Annotated in this window: 19 protein-coding genes; 1 reads left to right on the top strand and 18 read right to left on the bottom strand. The window is 43.3% G+C overall.

What is annotated here, in order from left to right; all coding sequences use genetic code 11:
- Window positions 1-80: 80 nt before the first annotated feature.
- Entirely contained in the window at window positions 81-557 is a 477-nt protein-coding gene (locus AC25Y5_RS17290; protein WP_488141379.1) for an acyl-CoA thioesterase, read from the bottom strand.
- 88 nt (window positions 558-645) lie between these two features.
- On the opposite strand from AC25Y5_RS17290, the gene AC25Y5_RS17285 reads away from it, so the two are divergent.
- The gene (locus AC25Y5_RS17285) at window positions 646-1038 is read left to right on the top strand and encodes a hypothetical protein (RefSeq protein WP_488141378.1); all 393 of its coding nucleotides are present in this window, start codon (window positions 646-648) and stop codon (window positions 1036-1038) included.
- Window positions 1039-1055: 17 nt separating this feature from the next.
- Here the strand turns inward: AC25Y5_RS17285 and AC25Y5_RS17280 are convergent, their stop codons facing one another.
- The 17 genes from AC25Y5_RS17280 to AC25Y5_RS17200 form a co-directional block, all read right to left on the bottom strand.
- A complete protein-coding gene (locus AC25Y5_RS17280; RefSeq protein ID WP_488141377.1) occupies window positions 1056-1769 on the bottom strand; it encodes an ABC transporter ATP-binding protein in 714 nt (237 codons plus the stop codon).
- A gap of 262 nt (window positions 1770-2031) precedes the next feature.
- Entirely contained in the window at window positions 2032-2781 is a 750-nt protein-coding gene (locus AC25Y5_RS17275) for an ATP-binding cassette domain-containing protein (protein WP_488141376.1), read from the bottom strand.
- The gene (locus AC25Y5_RS17270; protein ID WP_488141375.1) at window positions 2774-3586 is read right to left on the bottom strand and encodes an ABC transporter permease; all 813 of its coding nucleotides are present in this window, start codon (window positions 3584-3586) and stop codon (window positions 2774-2776) included. The genes AC25Y5_RS17275 and AC25Y5_RS17270 overlap by 8 nt, the downstream gene beginning before the upstream one ends.
- Window positions 3583-4554 (bottom strand): ABC transporter permease, encoded by a 972-nt coding sequence (locus tag AC25Y5_RS17265; RefSeq protein WP_488141374.1) that lies wholly within the window; start codon window positions 4552-4554, stop codon window positions 3583-3585. Before AC25Y5_RS17265 ends, AC25Y5_RS17270 begins: the two co-directional genes overlap by 4 nt.
- Window positions 4544-6118, bottom strand: a complete 1575-nt coding sequence (locus AC25Y5_RS17260) for an ABC transporter substrate-binding protein (protein ID WP_488141373.1) — start codon at window positions 6116-6118, stop codon at window positions 4544-4546. Before AC25Y5_RS17260 ends, AC25Y5_RS17265 begins: the two co-directional genes overlap by 11 nt.
- A gap of 184 nt (window positions 6119-6302) precedes the next feature.
- Window positions 6303-7316, bottom strand: coding sequence for an ABC transporter ATP-binding protein (locus AC25Y5_RS17255; protein WP_488141372.1), 1014 nt, complete (start codon window positions 7314-7316; stop codon window positions 6303-6305).
- Complete coding sequence (locus tag AC25Y5_RS17250) at window positions 7313-8257, bottom strand: C40 family peptidase (RefSeq protein WP_488141371.1); 945 nt, start codon at window positions 8255-8257, stop codon at window positions 7313-7315. The genes AC25Y5_RS17255 and AC25Y5_RS17250 overlap by 4 nt, the downstream gene beginning before the upstream one ends.
- Window positions 8258-8369: 112 nt before the next feature.
- Window positions 8370-9293, bottom strand: coding sequence for a S66 peptidase family protein (locus AC25Y5_RS17245; RefSeq protein WP_482102679.1), 924 nt, complete (start codon window positions 9291-9293; stop codon window positions 8370-8372).
- A 212-nt stretch (window positions 9294-9505) separates the two neighbouring features.
- Window positions 9506-11146 (bottom strand): peptide ABC transporter substrate-binding protein, encoded by a 1641-nt coding sequence (locus AC25Y5_RS17240; RefSeq protein WP_488141370.1) that lies wholly within the window; start codon window positions 11144-11146, stop codon window positions 9506-9508.
- A gap of 59 nt (window positions 11147-11205) precedes the next feature.
- On the bottom strand, window positions 11206-12186 hold the full coding sequence (locus AC25Y5_RS17235; protein WP_488141381.1) for an ABC transporter ATP-binding protein: 981 nt from the start codon (window positions 12184-12186) through the stop codon (window positions 11206-11208).
- 144 nt (window positions 12187-12330) lie between these two features.
- Entirely contained in the window at window positions 12331-13269 is a 939-nt protein-coding gene (locus AC25Y5_RS17230; protein ID WP_488141369.1) for an ABC transporter permease, read from the bottom strand.
- Window positions 13269-14204 carry an ABC transporter permease gene (locus tag AC25Y5_RS17225; protein WP_482102676.1) on the bottom strand — a complete coding sequence of 312 codons (936 nt, stop codon included), beginning with the start codon at window positions 14202-14204 and terminating at the stop codon, window positions 13269-13271. Before AC25Y5_RS17225 ends, AC25Y5_RS17230 begins: the two co-directional genes overlap by 1 nt.
- Window positions 14205-14355: 151 nt before the next feature.
- The gene (gene opp4A, locus AC25Y5_RS17220; RefSeq protein WP_488141368.1) at window positions 14356-16167 is read right to left on the bottom strand and encodes an oligopeptide ABC transporter substrate-binding protein; all 1812 of its coding nucleotides are present in this window, start codon (window positions 16165-16167) and stop codon (window positions 14356-14358) included.
- 20 nt (window positions 16168-16187) lie between these two features.
- On the bottom strand, window positions 16188-17066 hold the full coding sequence (locus AC25Y5_RS17215; RefSeq protein ID WP_482102729.1) for an ABC transporter permease: 879 nt from the start codon (window positions 17064-17066) through the stop codon (window positions 16188-16190).
- A gap of 62 nt (window positions 17067-17128) precedes the next feature.
- Complete coding sequence (gene opp4B / locus AC25Y5_RS17210) at window positions 17129-18097, bottom strand: oligopeptide ABC transporter permease (protein ID WP_488141367.1); 969 nt, start codon at window positions 18095-18097, stop codon at window positions 17129-17131.
- A gap of 16 nt (window positions 18098-18113) precedes the next feature.
- Window positions 18114-19040, bottom strand: a complete 927-nt coding sequence (locus AC25Y5_RS17205) for an ABC transporter ATP-binding protein (RefSeq protein ID WP_482104902.1) — start codon at window positions 19038-19040, stop codon at window positions 18114-18116.
- On the bottom strand, window positions 19027-20046 hold the full coding sequence (locus AC25Y5_RS17200) for an ABC transporter ATP-binding protein (protein ID WP_488141366.1): 1020 nt from the start codon (window positions 20044-20046) through the stop codon (window positions 19027-19029). The genes AC25Y5_RS17205 and AC25Y5_RS17200 overlap by 14 nt, the downstream gene beginning before the upstream one ends.
- Window positions 20047-20083 lie beyond the last annotated feature (37 nt).

The following is a 20083-nucleotide window of genomic DNA, read 5'->3' as shown; positions in this document are numbered from 1 at the left end:
GCTTATCGCGGGAGGCATCCACAAAGCGTCGAAGCGGTATTAGAGGGATTTCTGATTCTATCCATTGTATTGAGACTTATTCAGTGTTTCATCTCACTCCGTAATTTTCGATGGGCTTGGCGTCCTGGACCTGTCTCATACAACCTCTTCTCCACATCCGTTTCCGGGTATACCCCGGGTACAGGAATGGGTTTGTTGTTTTCATCCATGGCCACCATTGTAAGGAATGATTCAGTCGTCAGATTCGTTACTCCAGTCAAAAGGTTCATGGAATGGACCGATACGAACACTTCCATTGAAGTGCGCCCGGTAAAAGTGACGATTGCTTCAAGTTCCAGTACGTCACCAACGCGTGCGGATGACAGGAAATCGACTGAATCGATAGATGCCGTGACAACTGAACAATGAGAATGCTTCATCGCTGCGATTGCTGCGATTTCATCTATGTATGCCAGGACACGACCGCCAAAAATTGTTTGTAAATGATTCGTGTCTGGCGGCAAGACAATTTTGGATTGAATGGTACGTGAATGGCTCATTGGTCTTTTTTCTACCATGAAAATCTCTCCTTCGCTTTTATGAATTAAGGAAACCTTTCCCTTATATGTTCCGTATATAGAGTATACACATATTGGGGGTCTATTAATGCTGAATTTTATCGATACACATTATCAAAAGATCACTTGGTTGATCGTAATACTTGGATTCTTCGTAATCTTTACAGCTAATGACTATTTATCACTTATTTTGTTTTCCTACCTACTTGTAAGAGCTGTTAAACACAGGGATACTATCCGTAAAACCCTTCGGAATACCCCTATGAGTGCGATGATCATTTATGCAATCGGTATGATTTTACTTATTACGGCGCTTACGGCCATCATGCTATTTTCGGGAGGCTTCATTAAGGAGTATAATATTCCTGGTCTTTTTCAGTATATTTATGTAGCTATTGTACTGGTTGGTTCCATGTTCTTTTATGCTTGGTTTATGGCTTTTTTAATAAAGCTATGGAATAGGAAGCGTTCGATGAGGTGAGTAAAACCTTTTCATTTTCAGCCAAATAACTTTTTCGAATAGGGATGGGAAAACTTGAATTCTCCTTCCTGTTTAACACTTTCATCGACAATCTCTCCCTCTTTCATAACATAAATACGGTTGCACATATATTCGACAACCTGTAAATCATGAGAAATAAAAAGAATCGCCATACCGGTCTCCCGATTCAGTTTGATGAGTAAGTCTATAATCTCTTTTTGTATTAATCGATCGAGACTAGAGACAATTTCGTCGCATACTAACAATTCTGGCTGAATGAGGATGGACCTCAGTAAGTTGACACGCTGCCTTTCACCGCCGCTCAATTCATATGGACGTCGATTCAAATGCACTTCGGTCAGTTTTACATTCCCGAGCATATGACGAATATACGTATCTCGGTCACCACTTCTATTGCGTAACGGCTCCCTCAGAATTTCTTTGACAGTCCAAGTTGGATTAAGAGCCGCCGATGCATTTTGAAAAATCAGCTGGCATTTTTTGTAGAATGCTTTTTTCGTATTCCTCGTTATGGGTGCCCCATGAAAGGAAACAACACCCGTTTCGGGGGCTTCAAGCTGCATTATAAGACGTGACAAAGTACTTTTCCCACTACCACTTTCTCCAACAAGACCTACGATTTCACCTTCCCCGATAGCCATATCAATTCCACGAAGAACTTTCTTCTCTTTGCGGTAGCTTTTCGATATATTCTCCACAGTTAATAGCATGCTCTTTCCAACCTTTCCAACACATCAATCACGCCTCGGCGTAATTGCGTCAAGATTTTGAATTGAGCTTGAGGCCTACAGGGGGGAAGGATTGAACTGCATCCTTCCTTGTGGGTCATGCAGTGGCGAAGGATATAGTTCAATCCTTCCTTGTTGCGACAGGACGTCGCGAACTTAGACTGCCTTCCTCTTAACTCCTTTCAAAATCTGTGACATCCGCCGGAGGCTTTAACAGGGAGAAATGGAACTTAATTTCTCCCTGTTAAAATCGACTGTCCAGAAGTCGTTTTGTATAGGAATGCTCTGGCCGTCTAAATAGTTCCTTAACACTTCCTGTCTCAATCACTTTACCAGCTTGCATGACGACCATTTCATGTGCCGCATCAGCTACGACATCCAAGTCATGCGTGATTAATAAAATCGTCGTCCCTTGCTCCTCATTCAACTTTTTTAGTAAAGCTATAAAGTCCTGCTGCAACACTCTATCAAGTGCGGATGTAGGTTCATCTGCAATTAAGAGATCCGGCTTCACGTACAAGGCACATGCAATCATACAACGCTGTAACATTCCACCTGATAGTTCGAACGGATACTGACGGAAAACGTCATTCGAAAGACCGAGACTGCTCAAAGCACCGGCCATTTTCACACAAAACTGTTCAACAGTATCCCCTATCCGTTCTCCGGAAAAGGCATAAAGTTGATACTTCATTTTCACAGACGGATTAAAACTGTTTGCTGCATCTTGGAAAATCGTGAAGATATGTGATTTCCTAATTTCCGTAATTTCCTCGGTTGAGCTGTTAATTAAGTTCTTACCATTAAACAAGGCCTGTCCAGTCGCCTTCATACCCACTGGCAAGATCCCGAGCAATGCTGCGACAGTCATACTTTTCCCACTGCCGCTTTCGCCGATAATTGACGTAATCTTTCCGCGTGGAATCGAAAACGAACTATTCTCTACAACGCACTGTTCATCGACAACTATTGATAATCCGTCCACCTTAAGCATTTGACCGCCTCCGTTTTGGATTTTTCAATGCTTCACCTATAAAGTTAACGGATAGAATCGTTATGAAAATCATGATTCCCGGGAACAAACCAATCCACCATGCACCAATCAAAATATCATTTTGCGCGTAGTATAGCATATTTCCCCATGAAGGTATCGACGGCGGTACACCGATGCCGAGAAAACTAAGCGATACTTCGATGAACACCGCTCCAGCAAAGTTGAACAATGTAACAACAAAAATAGCAGGCACACTATTACGTAGCAAATGGCCAAAAATGATTTGCCACAGCGGTGTCCCGAACATTTTAGCCATTTTTACAAATTCAGTTTCTCTAAGGCGGATGAATTCAGATCTAACGATGCGTGCAGTAACTAGCCACCCCGTAACTCCTATGACTAGCGCCATACTCCACATGCCGCCTTGCATAAATGCTTGAAACGCCAGAATTAGGATTAGAGATGGGATTGTAATTAGCGCTTCGAGAAACCGCATCATTACCGCATCTACATAGCCCCCCGCGTAACCGCTAATTCCGCCGTAAAGTACACCGATAATGAGGGATAGAATTACAGAAGTACCCGCAACAGTGAGCGTTACTTTTCCGCCTTCCAGTAGACGGGAAAACACGTCGCGCCCAAGATGATCCGTTCCTAGCAAATGGCCTTCTCCTGGCGGTACATATATTTCATCCATATCCATTTCGTTTGGCAGATGTGTTGAAAAAAGTCCCGCGAAAACCGTCATGATGACAATCACCCCAAGGACCATAGACCAGAATAGAATTGTTTTTTGAAGTTTCATCTACTGTATGCCCCCTTCCGTAATTTGGGATCCACTGCATACATGATGAGGTCGATGACGAATAAACTTAAGACAACGAGCAGCCCGATAAAAAGGATGCCGCCCATGATCAGCGGGAAGTCTTTCATCATCACCGCTTTTACCATTAGCTGTCCAAGTCCCGCCCACGAAAAAAGAGATTCAACGATAATTGATCCACCAAAAAACGAAGGAATTGTCATTCCGATGTAATTCAAATACGGAATGGATGCGTTGCGCAAAATCCCTTTTCTGATTTTACTTTCCACAACTCCATTTGCCCTCGCAACCATTACATAATATTTACTGCTTTCTGCTTTTATACTTTCTTGAAGGAAGCGCGCGTATATGCCTACATGGGTAAGAATGATAACGGCTGCTGGCAAAATGAGATGGCGAAGTTTGTCTAAGAGTCCTCCATCACCTCCGATATCCCCCGTACCCGAGGACGGAAGAATTCCGAGTTTCACCGAAAAGAATGAGATGAATAAAATCCCTAGCCAAAATGATGGTATGGAAGATGTCGCAATACTTATTGTCGATAGCCCTTTATCCCACAATGAGCCGGCTTTCATACCTGCGACGGTACCAATCCATTGCGAACCAATAATAATGAATAGTAAGGTTACACTTGAAAGTAATAACGTATTTGGCAAACGTTCTAGAAGAATGATCTTAACAGGACGGCCTTCTCTAGACGAATAACCTAAATTCCCTTGCAGTGTTTCCTTTAGCCATGTGCCATATTGCACAATCACAGGGCGATCTAGCGAAAAAGCACGGCTGATTCGTTCTTTTTCAGCCGCGTTTAATGTTTGTGCATTGCCTCCATAGAAAGCCGTCGCCGGATCCCCGGGAGCCAAGTGCATGATGAAAAAAGAGAGGAAGCTAATGATAAAAAGGACACTTACTCCCGCCATCAATCGCTTCACAACCCATTTAACGTTCATTCCACTTCCACTCCTCGACGTTCCAAAGAAAACCAGATCCATGATGACCGAGTGTTCGTTCTTTTACGCCTTCCAGACTTTTATTGATGCCATAAATTGCATTTGCATAGGCAATTAAATCATACGGCGGATCCAGTGCTAGTTCCTTCTGAAACTCCATATAGACAGCTTTTCTCTCATCTGTATCTGTTAATAAACGGCCTTTCTCTAGCAAAGTATCCACTTTTGCATTTGAGTAATCACCGAAGTTGTATCCTGAACTTGTTTTGCTCGACTGATCTGTTCTGAACAAAATGTGCGTGTGATGATCCGCATCGTATGGGCTTCCCCAAGCGATTACGAACGCATCAGTATCTTCAATGGTAATTGCACTCCAGTCGAGTGCAGCTACTTTTACATCAGCACCGATTGCTTTAAAACCTTCAGCTGTGAAGTTTGCTATGTTCACACGAACTGTATCGGTTGCAGGAACTGTAATCGTAAATGCTAATCTTTCACCGTTTTTATAACGGAAGCCCTCTTTTCCTTCTTTCCAACCCGCTTCATCCAGAAGCGTTTGCGCTTTTTTAACGTCATACTCATATTTCTCAACTTCAGCATTGTTAAAGGCGTGTTTTTGAAGCGGCGAATACGCTTCCGTTCCGTACCCTTTTAAAATGCCTTTGACGATTGCTGTACGATCCGTTGCGTAGTTAAAAGCACGTCTCACATTGACATCAGTCCATAATTCTTTGTTCATATTATAAAGAATACCGCGGTAATCTGCTGATTCTATATCATGTATGTCAATATTCTTTTCACCTTTCAAACTTATCGCCTGCACTGGGTCAAGTAACGCAATATCGACTTCACCTGATTTTAATTGCAGCGCCCGGACATTACTATCTGGGATGAATTTAAAAATCACTTTTTCGATAGATGGAGTTGTACCATGGAAATCGTTGTATGCTTTCAATGTCAAACTGTTTCCCCGATCCCATTTATCAAACATATAAGGGCCTGCACCGATGGGGTGGCTATTGAACTCAGCCGTACGCATTTCGACATTTTCAAATGCATGCTTTGGCAAGATTGGTACTGTCAATTTATCGAGTATCGGTACAAATGGATGTTTTAACTTCATTTCAAATGATAGCTCGTCCACTTTCGTCAAAGAATCAACTTCAGTGAAATCTGCTTTTAAAAAGGAAGCATTTTTATCATCCAAGATGCTTTCAATTGTGAAAATGACATCTTCAGCCGTCAGGGCTTTGCCATCATGGAACTTGATGCCCTCTTCTAAAATGAATGTATACGTTAAGTAGTCTGGAGAAATAGTATATGATTTTGCAATGTCTGTAATAGCCTCATTCTTTTCATCGAACCTCATTAGACCCCGGAATAGTAATGAATCCAGGTTTGTCTCTTCAAGAATCGGATTTAGTCCTTCAAATTCGGACTCAGAGGCGTATACGAGGCGATTTTCTTTTGGTTTAGTATCAGTATCCGCTTTTTTCGCACAACCGGAAGCAACGAGTACCAGTAGGGAAAAAACGAGTAAAATCTTTAGCTTCTTATTTAACATAATGTCCTCCATCAAATAACTTTCATAATTGATTTTCCTCACTCTAGTATATTCTACTTCTCGTGGTTTAAGCTACTCGCGCCTTTCAGAGCTAGATAGCATCACGCTGAGCGAAGTAGTAATACCAGGTCTTTCGCAAGAGTTAATACTTCGTTCAAATGAAAATGAAAAAAGCCGTCCCAGTTTAGCGGGACAGCTCGACTACTGCAACTGCATCAGGTCGTGTCATTACTTGTTCATCATACAAGTGACAGGCGACGAAGTGATCTGATTCTTTCTCAAGCCACTTGGGCTTCAATGCTGCACAGACATCCATTGCATAGGGACACCGTGTACGGAAGACGCAACCTGACGGTGGATTGATGGGGCTTGGCAGTTCGCCTTGCAGTAAAATGCGTTCGCGCGATTCTTCGATGTCCGGATCAGGAATCGGAATGGCCGATAACAGTGCTTCCGTATACGGATGGAGAGGTTTATCGTATAGTTGTGCACTTGTCGTCAATTCCACCATATGACCAAGGTACATGACGCCAATGCGATCAGAGATGTATTTCACCATCGACAAATCATGGGCGATAAACAGATACGTTAAGCCTTTTTCACGCTGTAGTCGCTGTAATAACTTAACAACTTGTGCTTGTACAGAAACATCAAGTGCCGAAATGGGTTCATCCGCAATGATGAATTCTGGATCGAGTGCGAGTGAGCGGGCAATGCCGATTCGCTGACGCTGCCCGCCGGAAAATTCATGTGGATAGCGATTTGCATGATCCCGACTTAGCCCGACGTCCTCCAGTAACTCAAAAACCCGATTACGCATTTCCACCTTTGACTTGTACAACCCATGCACTTGCATTGGCTCAGCAATGATTTCATAGACCGTAGAACGCGGATTCAACGACGCATAGGGATCTTGAAAGATCATTTGCATTTTCTTTAGGAAACGTTCCCTTTCTTTAGTCGTCATATCGTGAATGCTTTGCCCGTTATACAGCACTTCGCCGTCTGTTTTATTGTACAATCCAAGAATCGTACGGCCTGCCGTTGATTTACCGCAACCGGACTCTCCAACAAGCCCAAACGTTTCCCCTTTGTAAATATCGAAACTAATTCCGTCGACCGCTTTTAACTTCTCTCCGCGCCCCACGTCAAAATGACGTTTCAAATCTTTTACGGTCAATAAAACCCGATTTGTCATGCTCGTACGCCTCCTTCTATAATGCCATAACGTCGGACGGCGCATAGCTCACGCGCTAGTTTTGTACCTGCAAGTTTCATCACTTCAATTGACTTTCCTGTTGAATGGGAATGGAGAAGCATCCCCTCTCCAAAATAAAACCCGACGTGACGGACACTTGCTTTTCCTTCATTATCAGCAAAGAAGAGGAGGTCCCCTTTTGCCCAGAGCGATTGATTATCTACTGGAATTTCTTTACCACTGCGTGCCTGATCTCCGCCGTCCCGCGGAATGGAGTGTCCGCAGGCTTTCAGCATATTGTATGTAAAACCAGAACAATCGTAGCCATACGTTGACATACCTCCCCATAAGTAAGGTAAGTCAAGAAACACAAGACCTTTGTCGACAGCATCTGAAACAGGCTTTTTCTCAAATTGATGGACGGAAGGCGCAAGTTCTACGTTCTCCTTCAATAACAATGCTTCTCCATCCGGTGTGCATACTCGTAAATAGTTACCTGATTCACCAATATAGGGCAGTATTGAATTAAATGGAATGACAATTGACGGAGTACCGTCCGCGTTCCACAATTGTGCTTTCCCAGCAGTCACTCTACTAAATCCAATCGCGTGAATCGGTTCCGCTTCTTTTAGTTGCGCGAGTGGGACCCATCCAGGATAACCGCGCTTGTCTTTAGTTGAAGGCTGCCAGACAGCAATCACTTTCGCCCACGCATCTTGTACCTCTTCCACGATGACCGGTTCACCGTAAAGCAACTGGGTCTGAATCCGGTTCCCATTACATAAATCGAGGCGCTCTTCGAAAGCTAAGTTTTCGAGCCATTTCGTTAACCTGACTGGGTTTACAATTCCTGGCTCGTCAATTTCCCTGGCAGATTCCGGTGATGTCCACACGGTTGCAACTGAAACGGAACAATACCACGTGTTCAAGTTCGTACCCATCGACCAAACCACTCCTTTTCGTAGGTGTCACAGTCATTCGAATTCAAGGTCAATTTCAGGCATGAGCCAAACTGGTTTTACTTCATCAGCTGGGCGTTGCATTCAAAATCGATTATTCCACTCCAGGCAATATTGTCAGTGTCTTGTTGTCCGCGTCGAGTTTTGCGCCGATTCCGAGTGGTATCGCAAAATGAGGTTCGCAGTGTCCGATTTTAAAACCCTTCACGACAGGTATGCCGAGATTCGCTGTGTAATGATCGAACACTTCATCAAGCGTCAGCGATTCTTTCCGTTTTTTCGGTTCAGCTTTTGAAAAATCACCGATGATAATTCCTGCAGCTTCCTTCAATTTACCCGAAAGGCGCAACTGATTGAGGAGCCCGTCAACTTTGTAAGGCTCTTCACCGACATCTTCGATAAATAGCAACTTCCCTTTTGTATCCACTTCGAACTTAGTCCCAATTCCACTGGCAAGCAAGGACAAATTCCCGCCAACGAGTTCTCCCTGGGCTACTCCAGCTGTAATGGTTTCAAGAGGTGAAATCGCTTCCGTGTAATGAAGTTCCATTGGTTCGAATAACTGTTGGAACATTTTCGCTGATAATTCGTGGAACGTGTCTTTTCCGACACAAGACGCAAGCATAGGACCGTGAAAAGTGACGAGATTAGAATACAGACCCATCGCCGTGTGCAGGAATGTAATATCACTGAAACCCCAAAAGATTTTAGGCTTCTCTTTCATCAACTGTAAATCGATTTTATCGGCATAGCGGGCCGAACCAAATCCGCCGCCTGCACAAATGATTCCTTTCACTTCCGAATCTGCAAACATGTCGTGTAAGTCATTAAGCCGTTCGTCGTCTGTTCCCGCAAGATAGCCGTTGACATTGTTCATATTTTTTCCAAACTTCCATTTCAATCCGAGTTGTTCAAGAAACGCAAGTGACTTTTCCAAACTTTCCTGATTGGGCGGGCTTGACGGGGCGATGATACCAATTGTGTCCCCTTTTTGTAGGCGTTGTGGTCGTATTTTCATGAGTAAAACTTCCTTTCATTCATAACGCATTTGCTAGTTAAAATGGAGGGCGCTAAAAAAGCCCGATTTCCTTGTTCCGAGCGGACGCTTTCCACTACAATCAACTAGTTCTTATTATAATAAAGAACTTTTTCAGCGGCCTTGTTAAAGTACATTGTCGTATTTCCTTAGGAGAAAAAAAACGGCGCCACAACGGACGCCGCGACTTTCAATTAGTTCTTATCTGCATACTTCAAGTCGACATAGCCAACGGGATGACGCAAAATCCCAGTAACGCCAGGCTTCTCAAGCGTTGTCTGGTTGTAGTAATAAATCGGGAAGACAGGCATTTCTTCCATTAGAAGCTGGTCTGCCTGTTTTAACAATTCCCAGCGCTTATTTGCATCTGTTTCATTTTTAACGTCCGTAATAAGCTTATCATATTCTGCATTCGACCACGTTGTTCGGTTCATGGAAGAGTCCGTGATAAAACTTTCAAGCGCGTTCACTGGATCCGCATAGTCATGCAAGAAAGAAGAGCGGGACAGCTGGTATTTAAACTCTTTTTGTTCAGACGCAAAAACTGCGCTCTCAACTGTTTTCAATCCTACGTCAACGCCAAGAACTTCCTTGAACGTCGCTTGTAGCGCTACTGCGATATTTTGATGAGATGGACTCGTTGAATATGTTAAGTCCACTGCTGGTAATTCTGTATAGCCTTCTTCTTTCATGCCCTCTTCTAGAAGCTTTTTCGCCTCATCCTTATTAAATTCAACAAGTTTACCGACAGAATCACGGAATTCCTTGCCATCGGGGCCGATGAATCCGTATGTGACGAAACCATGTGCTGGTTTTTCACCATTTTTTGTTACATACTCAACGATTTCTTCCTGATTAACCGCGAGTCCGAATGCTTTTCGAATCTTCTTATTTGTGAAAGGTTCCATTGACGTATTGAAACGGTAGAAGTAAAGCCCCGCCTGGTCGTCAATGCGCAGTTCATCACTATCTTTCAACTTTTCCGCCAGTTCAGGTGGTACGCCTGATTGGTCCAGCTCACTCGATTCGTACATTTGATATTCAGTTGTTGGATCGTTGACCATGACCCAATTCACTTTGTCGAGCTTAACAGCGTCTGCATCCCAATAATTTTCATTCTTTTCGAATATGAAACTCACATCATGGTCCCATGAAGCTAATTTGAATGGACCATTCCCAACAAACGATGCCGCTTCTGTAAACCATTTTGAATCAGCAGTCGCCACTTTTTCATTAATCGGGAAGAAACTTGGATTTGTAATAATATTTAAGAACGCCTCATTTGGAGCCGTTAATGTTACGACAAATGTTTTCTCGTCTGGTGCTTCTACAGCTACATCCTCAGCAGCACCCTCCCCAGTATTATAGGCTTCCGCTCCTTCGATGAAATACGCCAGGAACGAAGCAGGTGAAGCTGTCTCTGGGTTAAGCATATGGCGCCAAGCATAGACAAAGTCCCCCGCTACAACAGGATCCCCATTTGACCATTTCGCAGTATCACGGATGGAAAATGTATATGTCAGGCCATCTTCAGAAACATCAATCTTTTCTGCTGTCGCCTCTACAGCAAGGTGATCTTCTGACAGACGCGTCAATCCTTCCATCAAGTTATTCAATGCACCCCATGAAACCGCATTGAACCCGACAGATGGATCGAATGACGTTGGTTCCTCACCATTGTTCAAGTAAAGGATCTTTTCCGCTGCGACCGGTTCCTCTTTTTCACCGTCATCCTTCACTTTCTCCGGTTCTTTTCCTGCATCTTCTGTAGCCGTACAAGCTGCAAGCACAAGCGCGAGCAACGCTACCATTAGAAACGTTAACCACTTCTTCATTCAAAATCCCCCTTTATTTGTCATGAATATGGAAGCACTTACGTGCGTGTACCCAACGTTTAAGCGAAAACCCGTTTCGCGCGTTCATCCTGCAGCCAACAATCCACTGCATGGTCTTTGGAGAGTTGTGTTGTTTCTGGATAAACGCGGTCGCAGACATCCATCGCGAGCGGACATCTTGCCGTAAATGGACATCCTTTCGGCGGTGAGAATAAATCCGGAGGTGTTCCCTCAATCGGTTGTAACTCTTCCTCTTTCAAGTCAAGCCGCGGTACAGATTTCAGCAAGCCTTGTGTATACGGGTGTTTTGCCGTGTAGAAAATTTCTCGTTTCTCACCAATTTCAATCACTTTTCCTGCATACATGACTGCGATGCGGTCTGCGATCTTGGCAACGACACCGAGATCATGCGTAATCAGAATGATTGAGACGCCCGTCTTTTTTTGAATTTCATCGAATAGCTCAAGAATTTGTGCTTGAATTGTAACGTCAAGCGCGGTTGTCGGCTCGTCTGCAATTAACAGCTCCGGTTCACAGATAAGTGCAATCGCAATGACAATACGTTGCCTCATTCCTCCTGAAAACTGGTGCGGGTATTGTTTCAGCCGCTCTTGTGGATTCGGAATACCGACTAGTTCCAGCATTTCAATCGCTTTCTTCCGTGCATCTCCTTTACTAACTTTGTGATGCGTCCGGTAACCCTCGGTTAACTGTTCGCCTATTTGGAGTGTCGGATTAAGCGCTGTCATCGGATCTTGAAAAATCATAGAAATATCAACGCCTTGAATCTTCCGAAGGCCTGTTTTGTTCAGTTTGGTCAGGTCTTTCCCTTTGAATAGGACCTTACCATCCTTTATTCGTCCTGGCGGCTGTGGGATTAACCCCATGATTGTATTTGCTGTGACACTTTTCCCACATCCTGATTCTCCTACAATTGCGAGCGTTTCCCCTTTGTACAGTTCGAACGACACGCCACGTAGCGCCTGGACTTCGCCGCCAAACGTTTTGAAAGATACGTGTATATTTTCCACAGAAAGCACTTTTTCAGTGGAAACTGCTTTACGCCTTCTTTTCTTGTCATGCTGTTTCTCAGAATCTACTTGCCTGTCAAAAAGGAGCACGTCCTCCTGCCGATTACGGACCAGTACTTTCGCATTATCCAATTGATGTTCATTCAAAACCCATCACCCCCTCAACTTCGGATCGAGCGCGTCTTGCATACCGTCACCTAGGACGTTAAATGCAAACATCGTCATTGAAATGAAAAATGCCGGGAAGAACAAACGCCACCAGTGACCCGACAAAATAACTGGAAGTGCATCGTTCGCCATGACGCCCCAGCTTGCAAATGGAACTTGAATGCCGAGTCCGAGGAAGCTAAGGAAAGCCTCCGCGAATATGGCACTTGGTACAGTAAGTGTCATCTGAACGATAATTGGGCCCATTGTATTTGGCAATAAATTTTTCCGGATGATCCTCGGAGTCTTCGCACCAAACGATTTCGAAGCAGTAACAAATTCATAGTTTTTAATTTGGAGAACTTGTCCCCTCACGATACGGGCCATTCCGACCCATCCCGTTATCGTCAGTGCAATGATGATTGTCGTCAAACTCGCACCCATCACAACCATCAATAAGATAACAACAAGCAAATGTGGCAATCCATACAGTATTTCAATAATGCGCATCATAAGTGTGTCGGTTCGCCCGCCTTTATACCCGCTAATGCCGCCATAGATAATGCCTATGAAGAAATCGATTAAGGCTGCCATGACTCCTACGAATAGCGAAATACGTGCGCCATACCATGTACGGGTAAAGACATCACGCCCCGCTTCATCTGTTCCAAACCAATGTTCAGCAGAAGGTGCTTTGTTCTGATTCGGATAATCTGTTCCCGTCACAGAATGTGGTGAGAGTAGCGGCCCAAATAGTGCACACAACGTTAAGACGATAAGAAAAATAAGTCCCGCCATCGCTAGTTTGTTTTTTCGCAAGCGGTGCCAGGCATCTTTCCAATAGGATAATGATGGTCTTACGACTAATTCTTGTTTACCCGCGTCCTTCTCCTTTGGTCTGAACCACTCATCCTGAACGACTACCCTTTCTTCTCGCTGCACCATTACACATCACCATCCTTCCTGTGAAGTTTAATGCGCGGATCCAGGAAGCCGTAAACGATGTCAACGAGGAACAGCATGAAGACGAGAAATGCGCTGTAGAAAACGGTAGATCCCATAATAACTGGGTAATCTCGATTATTAATACTTTCAACGAAATATTTACCCATTCCCGGTATCGCAAAAATTTTCTCAATGACAAATGTCCCTGTTAATATACCTGCAAGCATCGTTCCCATTATCGTGACAACTGGTAAAAGTGCATTACGCAGTGCGTGTCGCACAACGATGCGAAACGGTGAAAGTCCCTTCGCGCGTGCCATCTTCATATAGTCTTGCGTCAGAACTTCTAGCATGCTTGCCCTAGTTAGCCTTGCGATGATTGCAGTTGGGCCTGTTGCCAGTGCCAATGTCGGTAATATCATATGAAGAGGGCTACTCCACGTCGCCGGCGGCAACAATTGCCATGTGACGGCGACTTGCTGGATTAATAGTGTAGCAAGTACAAAGTTCGGAACGGATATTCCTATAACAGCAAACGTCATAGCCATATAATCAATAAACCCGTTATGCCGTAGAGCAGCAAATGTACCAAGAATGATACCCGATACAACCGCAACCAAAATGGTGATCATCCCAAGCTCAAATGATATTGGGAATCCCCTTGCAAGTAAGCTGTTAACGGACTCATTCGGTTTCTTTATGGACGGCCCAAAATCAAATGTCGCAATTGACTTTAAATAATACACATATTGAACGCCAACTGGCTGATCAAGCTTATAGAATTTTTCAAGATTTGCCTGGATTGTTGGATTCGACGTCCTTTCTTCATCGAATGGCGATCCAGGTATCGCATGCATGAGGAAAAAGGTCAATGTTGCAATGATAAGTATCGTAGCAATCATCATGAAGAAGCGTTTTACTATGTACACCGCCATGCGTTATCCCCCCAGCCTACTTATCTATCAAATCTAAATATTCTATTAATTAGTTAACTGTAATTGTAACATTTTTTGGTTTAATTGCAATAACTCTCCAAAATAAAAACCGTTACCTGGAATAATCCAGGTAACGGTTTTTGATTTGTAATTATTCGCTTACACCCATTTCGAAAAGGCGAATTTCAGATGCCGGATCGATAGAGTAGTTAACAATGCGCTTGTTAACACCCATTAGAGAGTAACGGTAAACAGTTGGTGCTACAGGAACGTCTTCAACCATTAGCGCTTGCCATTGATTGTAGATGTCTTTACGGAACTCAGTGTCAAATGACTTTTCTGATGTACCAGCTGCAAGAAGCTCGTCGTTCTTTTCGCTCGTGTAACGCGTGTAGTTGAACGCTGCAGTTCTGCCGTATAGACCTTCAGGATCCGGATCTGTTCCAGTTCCCCATGCAGCTTGATAAATATCAATTTTAGGATCATCAAGTTCTACCATATCGTAGAATGAGTTGAATTCATGTAGACGACCGTCTAGAAGTTGTACCTTAATACCTACGTCAGCCCAGTTTTGCATATAGAATTGTGCAATTGGTTCTGCCGTTTCTCCGCCTTCCATTGAAGCGAAGTTAAGAACGAATTCTTTACCTTCTGGATCTTCACGGAAACCATCGCTGTCAGTATCAACATATCCAGCTTCGTCAAGAAGTGCTTTTGCTTTTTCAGGATCATATGAGCGTCCTTCGATGCTCGCATCGTGGAAGCTTGCGAAAACAGGTATAATCAGGCTTGTTGCAGGGAAACGAAGACCATGGTAAAGTTCTTTACCAATTGTTTCGTTATCCATTGCATGCCACATTGCTTGACGTACTAGCTTGTTAGATAGTTTTGCGTTAGGATCAGTGATGTTTTCTTTCTTAGCTGCATCCCATTTACCTAGTTTGAAACCGATATATGTGTATGCAGTGTCAACTTTTGCAAGAAGTTCGATGTTTTCGAGTCCTTTTGCAACTTCGTATTGATCAACCGGAATTTCTGCATAATCGACTTCACCTTTTTTAAGTGACTCAAGTACTGACGCAGAACTTACTACTTTAAGATCGATTGATTTTAGTGCTGGTTTACCTCTCCAGTACTCATCATAGCGTTCGAAAAGAACTGATTCGCCTGGAATAACTTTGGTAACTTTGTATGGTCCGAAACCAATCGGCTTTGTACGGATTTTTTCAGATGCTACGATCTCGTCAAGTGAAGCGATATCGCCTAGATAGTGTCTAGGAGTTGGCGAAGACCAGAAACCTGAGAGAAGTGATGGTGTAGCTTCTGTGAATGTAACCGCAATTGTTTTATCGTCTTTTACTTCAATACCCGAAATTTTGTCAGTTTTACCTTCATGGTACTCAGGCATACCTACTACGTTTTCAATCATGAACGTGTAGCGTTCTCCTGTGTAATCAGGATGACCAAGAAGTTCATATGAGTATAGAAGGTCATCAGCTTTTACAGGCTCACCATCGTGCCATTTAACGCCATCTTTGATAGTAACAGTAATTGTTTTGTTGTCATCAGAGATTGTATAGTCCGCTGCACCATTGTTCGTGATCAAATAGTCACCGTCAACGTCTAAAAGATCTTCGTCAAAGAATTCGATTATATCAAAGTCTGGAGCTCCAGAGTAGAATACGCGGTTTAATGTACCTTCAAATGGCGTGTCAGATACAAGACCAAATGTTACTTCACCGTCTTCTACTACTCCTCCAGTGTTTGAAACGTCCAGTGGAAATACGAGTTCTCCGCTTTCATCAGCAGGCTCTTCTTCTTTTCCGTCCTCTGTTTTTGTTCCTTCTTTGCCTTCATCTTTACCTTTGTCGCCATCCGTGCTTTTTTCGCCTGCACATGCAGCTAAAAACATGCTGAGAACAAGCATCAGACCAACGAGTAGCATAAGTTTCTTTTTTACCAATTGTATTACCTCCCCTTTTTTTAAGCTAATCTTTGCCTTGCGTCGGACGCACGTTTAACCGCTTGCCCAACATAATTTATACACAGCATCATTACTAAAATCAGTAATGCTGCGGGTAACCATATCCACCACTTATTTTGCACAACATCCGGATTTACCGCATAGCTGATTAGCGAGCCGAGAGAAGGCGTTCCTGCCGGCAGTCCAAACCCTAGGAATGTAAGACCTGTTTCTAGTCCGATATTCCCTGCAAGCGTCAGTGTCATATTGACTATAACGAGTGAACTCAGGTTGGGAAAAAGTTCAAAAAACATAATTTTCCAACTCGGGGTCCCCAACGTCTTAGAAGCATTGATATAATCAAGTTCCCTCTCAGCAAGTCCTCTAGAGCGAATTAGGCGTGCTTTACCAAACCAAGCGAATGCGCTCATGATTAAGATGAAATTGAAAATCGTATATTTTGGAACAATAACTACGAAAACAATGATGATCATAAGTGACGGCAATACCATTAGGAAGTCAATGATACGCATAATGATATTGTCGACGAGCCCTCCGTAAAAGCCTGAAATCAGACCAACCGTCAATCCAAAAACACCTGCTATTAAAGTTACACTTAAACCAATTGTAAAAGAGTTCCTCGTCCCTAGCAGTAGCTGGCTGAGCACATCTCGTCCACCATCATCCGTCCCAAGCCAATTAGCTGCAGATGGCGCTTTCCAGTTGTTAAAAAAGTTAACGCGAGTCATCGCTACTTGGTCAATGAATAATGGAGATATATAGGCGGCCGACAGAATGATTGTTAGTAAGATTATTGAACCCAAGGCCATTTTATCGTTCTTTATTTCACGCCAAATTGTTTTCATAAATGACGGATTATTCAACTTTTCTTTTGCCATTAGTTCTTTTTCATTTAACACTACCACTCGTTTCCCCTCCTCATCTTTTCTCTACATTTTCATCAGTCAATACGGATACGTGGATCGACAATGCTGAGGATAATATCCGATAGCATCGTACCGACAATTGCAGCTGCGCCTGAAATCATGACAAGAGCTGTAACCACCGTAAAGTCACGTCCCAAGACCGACTCTATGAAAAGTTTTCCGAGTCCGGGATAACTGAAAACCATTTCGATGAAGATTGAACCGGCGATAAGGCCTGTAATTTCATATCCTAAAAATGCCGCAATCGGTAGCAAAGAGTTGCGCAAGATATGACGCGTATACACTTTACCTTCCGGAACCCCTTTAGCACGGGCAGTCTTGACGAAATCTTTCAACTTTGTATCGATAATATCGTTACGTAAGTATTGGATGGTCCCGAACGTCATAAGTAGCGCACCTGACATGACGGGTAAAACGAGGTGTTCCACTTTACTGACGATATATTCCCACGATCCTGCCTCAGCCCGTATGTCGACACTGCCACCGATTGGAAACCAACCTAATATGAAGCTGAATAAAAACAGCATTAATAACGCAAAAACGAATAGCGGTGTTGCAAATGCGAAGTAATTATACGTGACAATGATTTTATCCGCCCACGTATCTGTCCATCTCCCAGCAATAATGCCAAGTGGAATAGCAATTATATACGTGACAATTAATGTACCTATTGCTAACAGCAGTGTATTGGCAACTCTCCCGGCAAGTAATGTCGTGACCGGTTGTTTGTGCGTATATGACTGACCTAGGTCACCCTGAACCGCATTTCCAATCCATGTTCCATATTGAACATACCAAGGATCATTAAGACCAAGTTTTTCACGAATCTTCTCTATTTGTTCTGGCGTTGCATCCGGGTTGCCCTGAAAGGCACTCGTTACCGCATCGCCCGGCATTGCTTTTGCAAGCAAAAAGATTATTAAGCTGAGAAGGATTAGTTGCGGAATCATGATTAACGTTCTTCTAAGAATAAATGTCAGCATCTTTTCATAATCTCCTTTACTGCAATGCAACGGAATGCGTATCGGAAACCCTCTTCAGATCGAACATCCGTCCATCTTTATCGAAATAACTATCATAGTTTGCCCGGTATTCTTCGTTAATGGACTTACGAAGATTCGTTTTCTCAAATCGCTTTTCCGGGTTCATTTCCGGAATTGCTGCAATTAGTCTTTTCGTGTATAAGTGCTGAGGATTATTGTAGACATCAGCCGCCGTACCTTCTTCAACAAAACGGCCTTTATACATGATTCCGATACGGTCACACATATGCTGTATGATGCCCAAGTCATGCGATATGAACAAGTACGTGAGATTAAATTCTTTTTGGATTTCCTGCATGAAGTTCAAAACCTGTGCCTGAACCGATACATCCAGTGCTGAAACAGGTTCATCTGCAATAATCAATTTCGGATTCAATGTCAGTGCTCGCGCGATACCAATACGCTGCCTTTGCCCACCGGAAAATTGGTGGGGGTATTTGTAAATCGACTCCGGATTCAATCCAACTCGTTCAATTAGCGCTTGAACCTTTTTCAATTCTTCACCAGGTGACATGCGTTCATAATTCCGTAGCGGTTCAGCAATTATACTCAAGACATTCTTCCGTCCATTCAGTGATGAATACGGATCCTGGAAAATCATTTGAATATCTTTTGTATGTATTCTTTTTTCTGAACGTCTCAGTTTTGCAAGGTCATTTCCTTCGAACAAAATTTCCCCGCTTGTTGCATTATTTAGTCCTATAATTGCTCGTCCAGTTGTCGTCTTACCACAACCTGACTCACCCACAAGACCGTATGTTTCACCTGGTTGCAAGTCAAAACTTACACCGTCAACTGCTCTTACTTGATCGACGACACGACGGAGAAAACCACCACGAATTGGATAATGTACTTTTAAGTTATTGACTCTAAGTAATGACATAATTCACTTCTCCTAATCTCTCCTCTGGGAAGTGGAAGTTTTTGTAGCAACTGCAACGAACGAAATGTCCTGGCAGTGCTTCATTTAGTTTGGGATTCACTTCATGCTCTTCCTTAGCCACCCATTGAATTCTTGGGGCAAACCTGCAACCTTCACGGTTCAAGTTTTGTATGGAAGGCACGATTCCTTCGATGACATGAAGTTTCGCCTTCGCTTCCATATTCGCAGGAATTGAATTTAGCAAAGAGCGTGTATAGGGATGCAACGGATTAGCGAATAGCTCACGAACCTCCGCAATTTCCACTATTTCTCCGGCATACATAACCGCTACACGGTCAGCCATTTCAGCTACGACACCCAGGTCATGCGTAATTAGGATAATACCTGATTTGATTTGGTTTTGAAGTTCCTTCATGAGATCCATGATTTGCGCTTGAATCGTTACGTCCAAAGCAGTCGTAGGCTCATCCGCAATTAGAACAACTGGATCACAAGCTAACGCAATCGCAATTACGACACGTTGTCTCATACCACCAGACAATTCATGTGGATATTGCTTATAAACGCGTTGTTCATTCTTAATACCTACACGGTTCAGAAGATCAAGAACACGCTTCTTTTTAGCCGCAGACGAAAGATTCATGTGATAATCCATAGGTTCTTCAATCTGTCTGCCAATTGTCGCCAACGGATTGAGTGCAGTCATCGGGTCTTGGAAAATCATTCCTATGTCTTTGCCTCGGACTTTGTTCAACTTGCGCGCTGTCAGATTCAAAAGATTCTGACCTTTGAAGTTAACTTGCCCCTCAAGTTTCGTCGTTTTCTTATTATGAAGACCCATAATGGAAAGGGCTAATGCACTTTTTCCGCAACCCGACTCTCCTACAATTGCGACCACTTCATTCTCATGGACTGTTAAGGAAACATCATCAACCGCTGCATAGTAGTCACCCTTAATATTAAACGAGGTGCGGAGATGTTCAATTTCCAATACTGGATTTCCCAAGAAAACTTCCTCCTAACATAACGTAAACTTATGAAAA

This window comes from Sporosarcina sp. Y1011, assembly GCF_057669885.1.
Note: the sequence above shows the minus strand (reverse complement) of the source record. Positions and strands in the feature narration are given on the sequence as shown.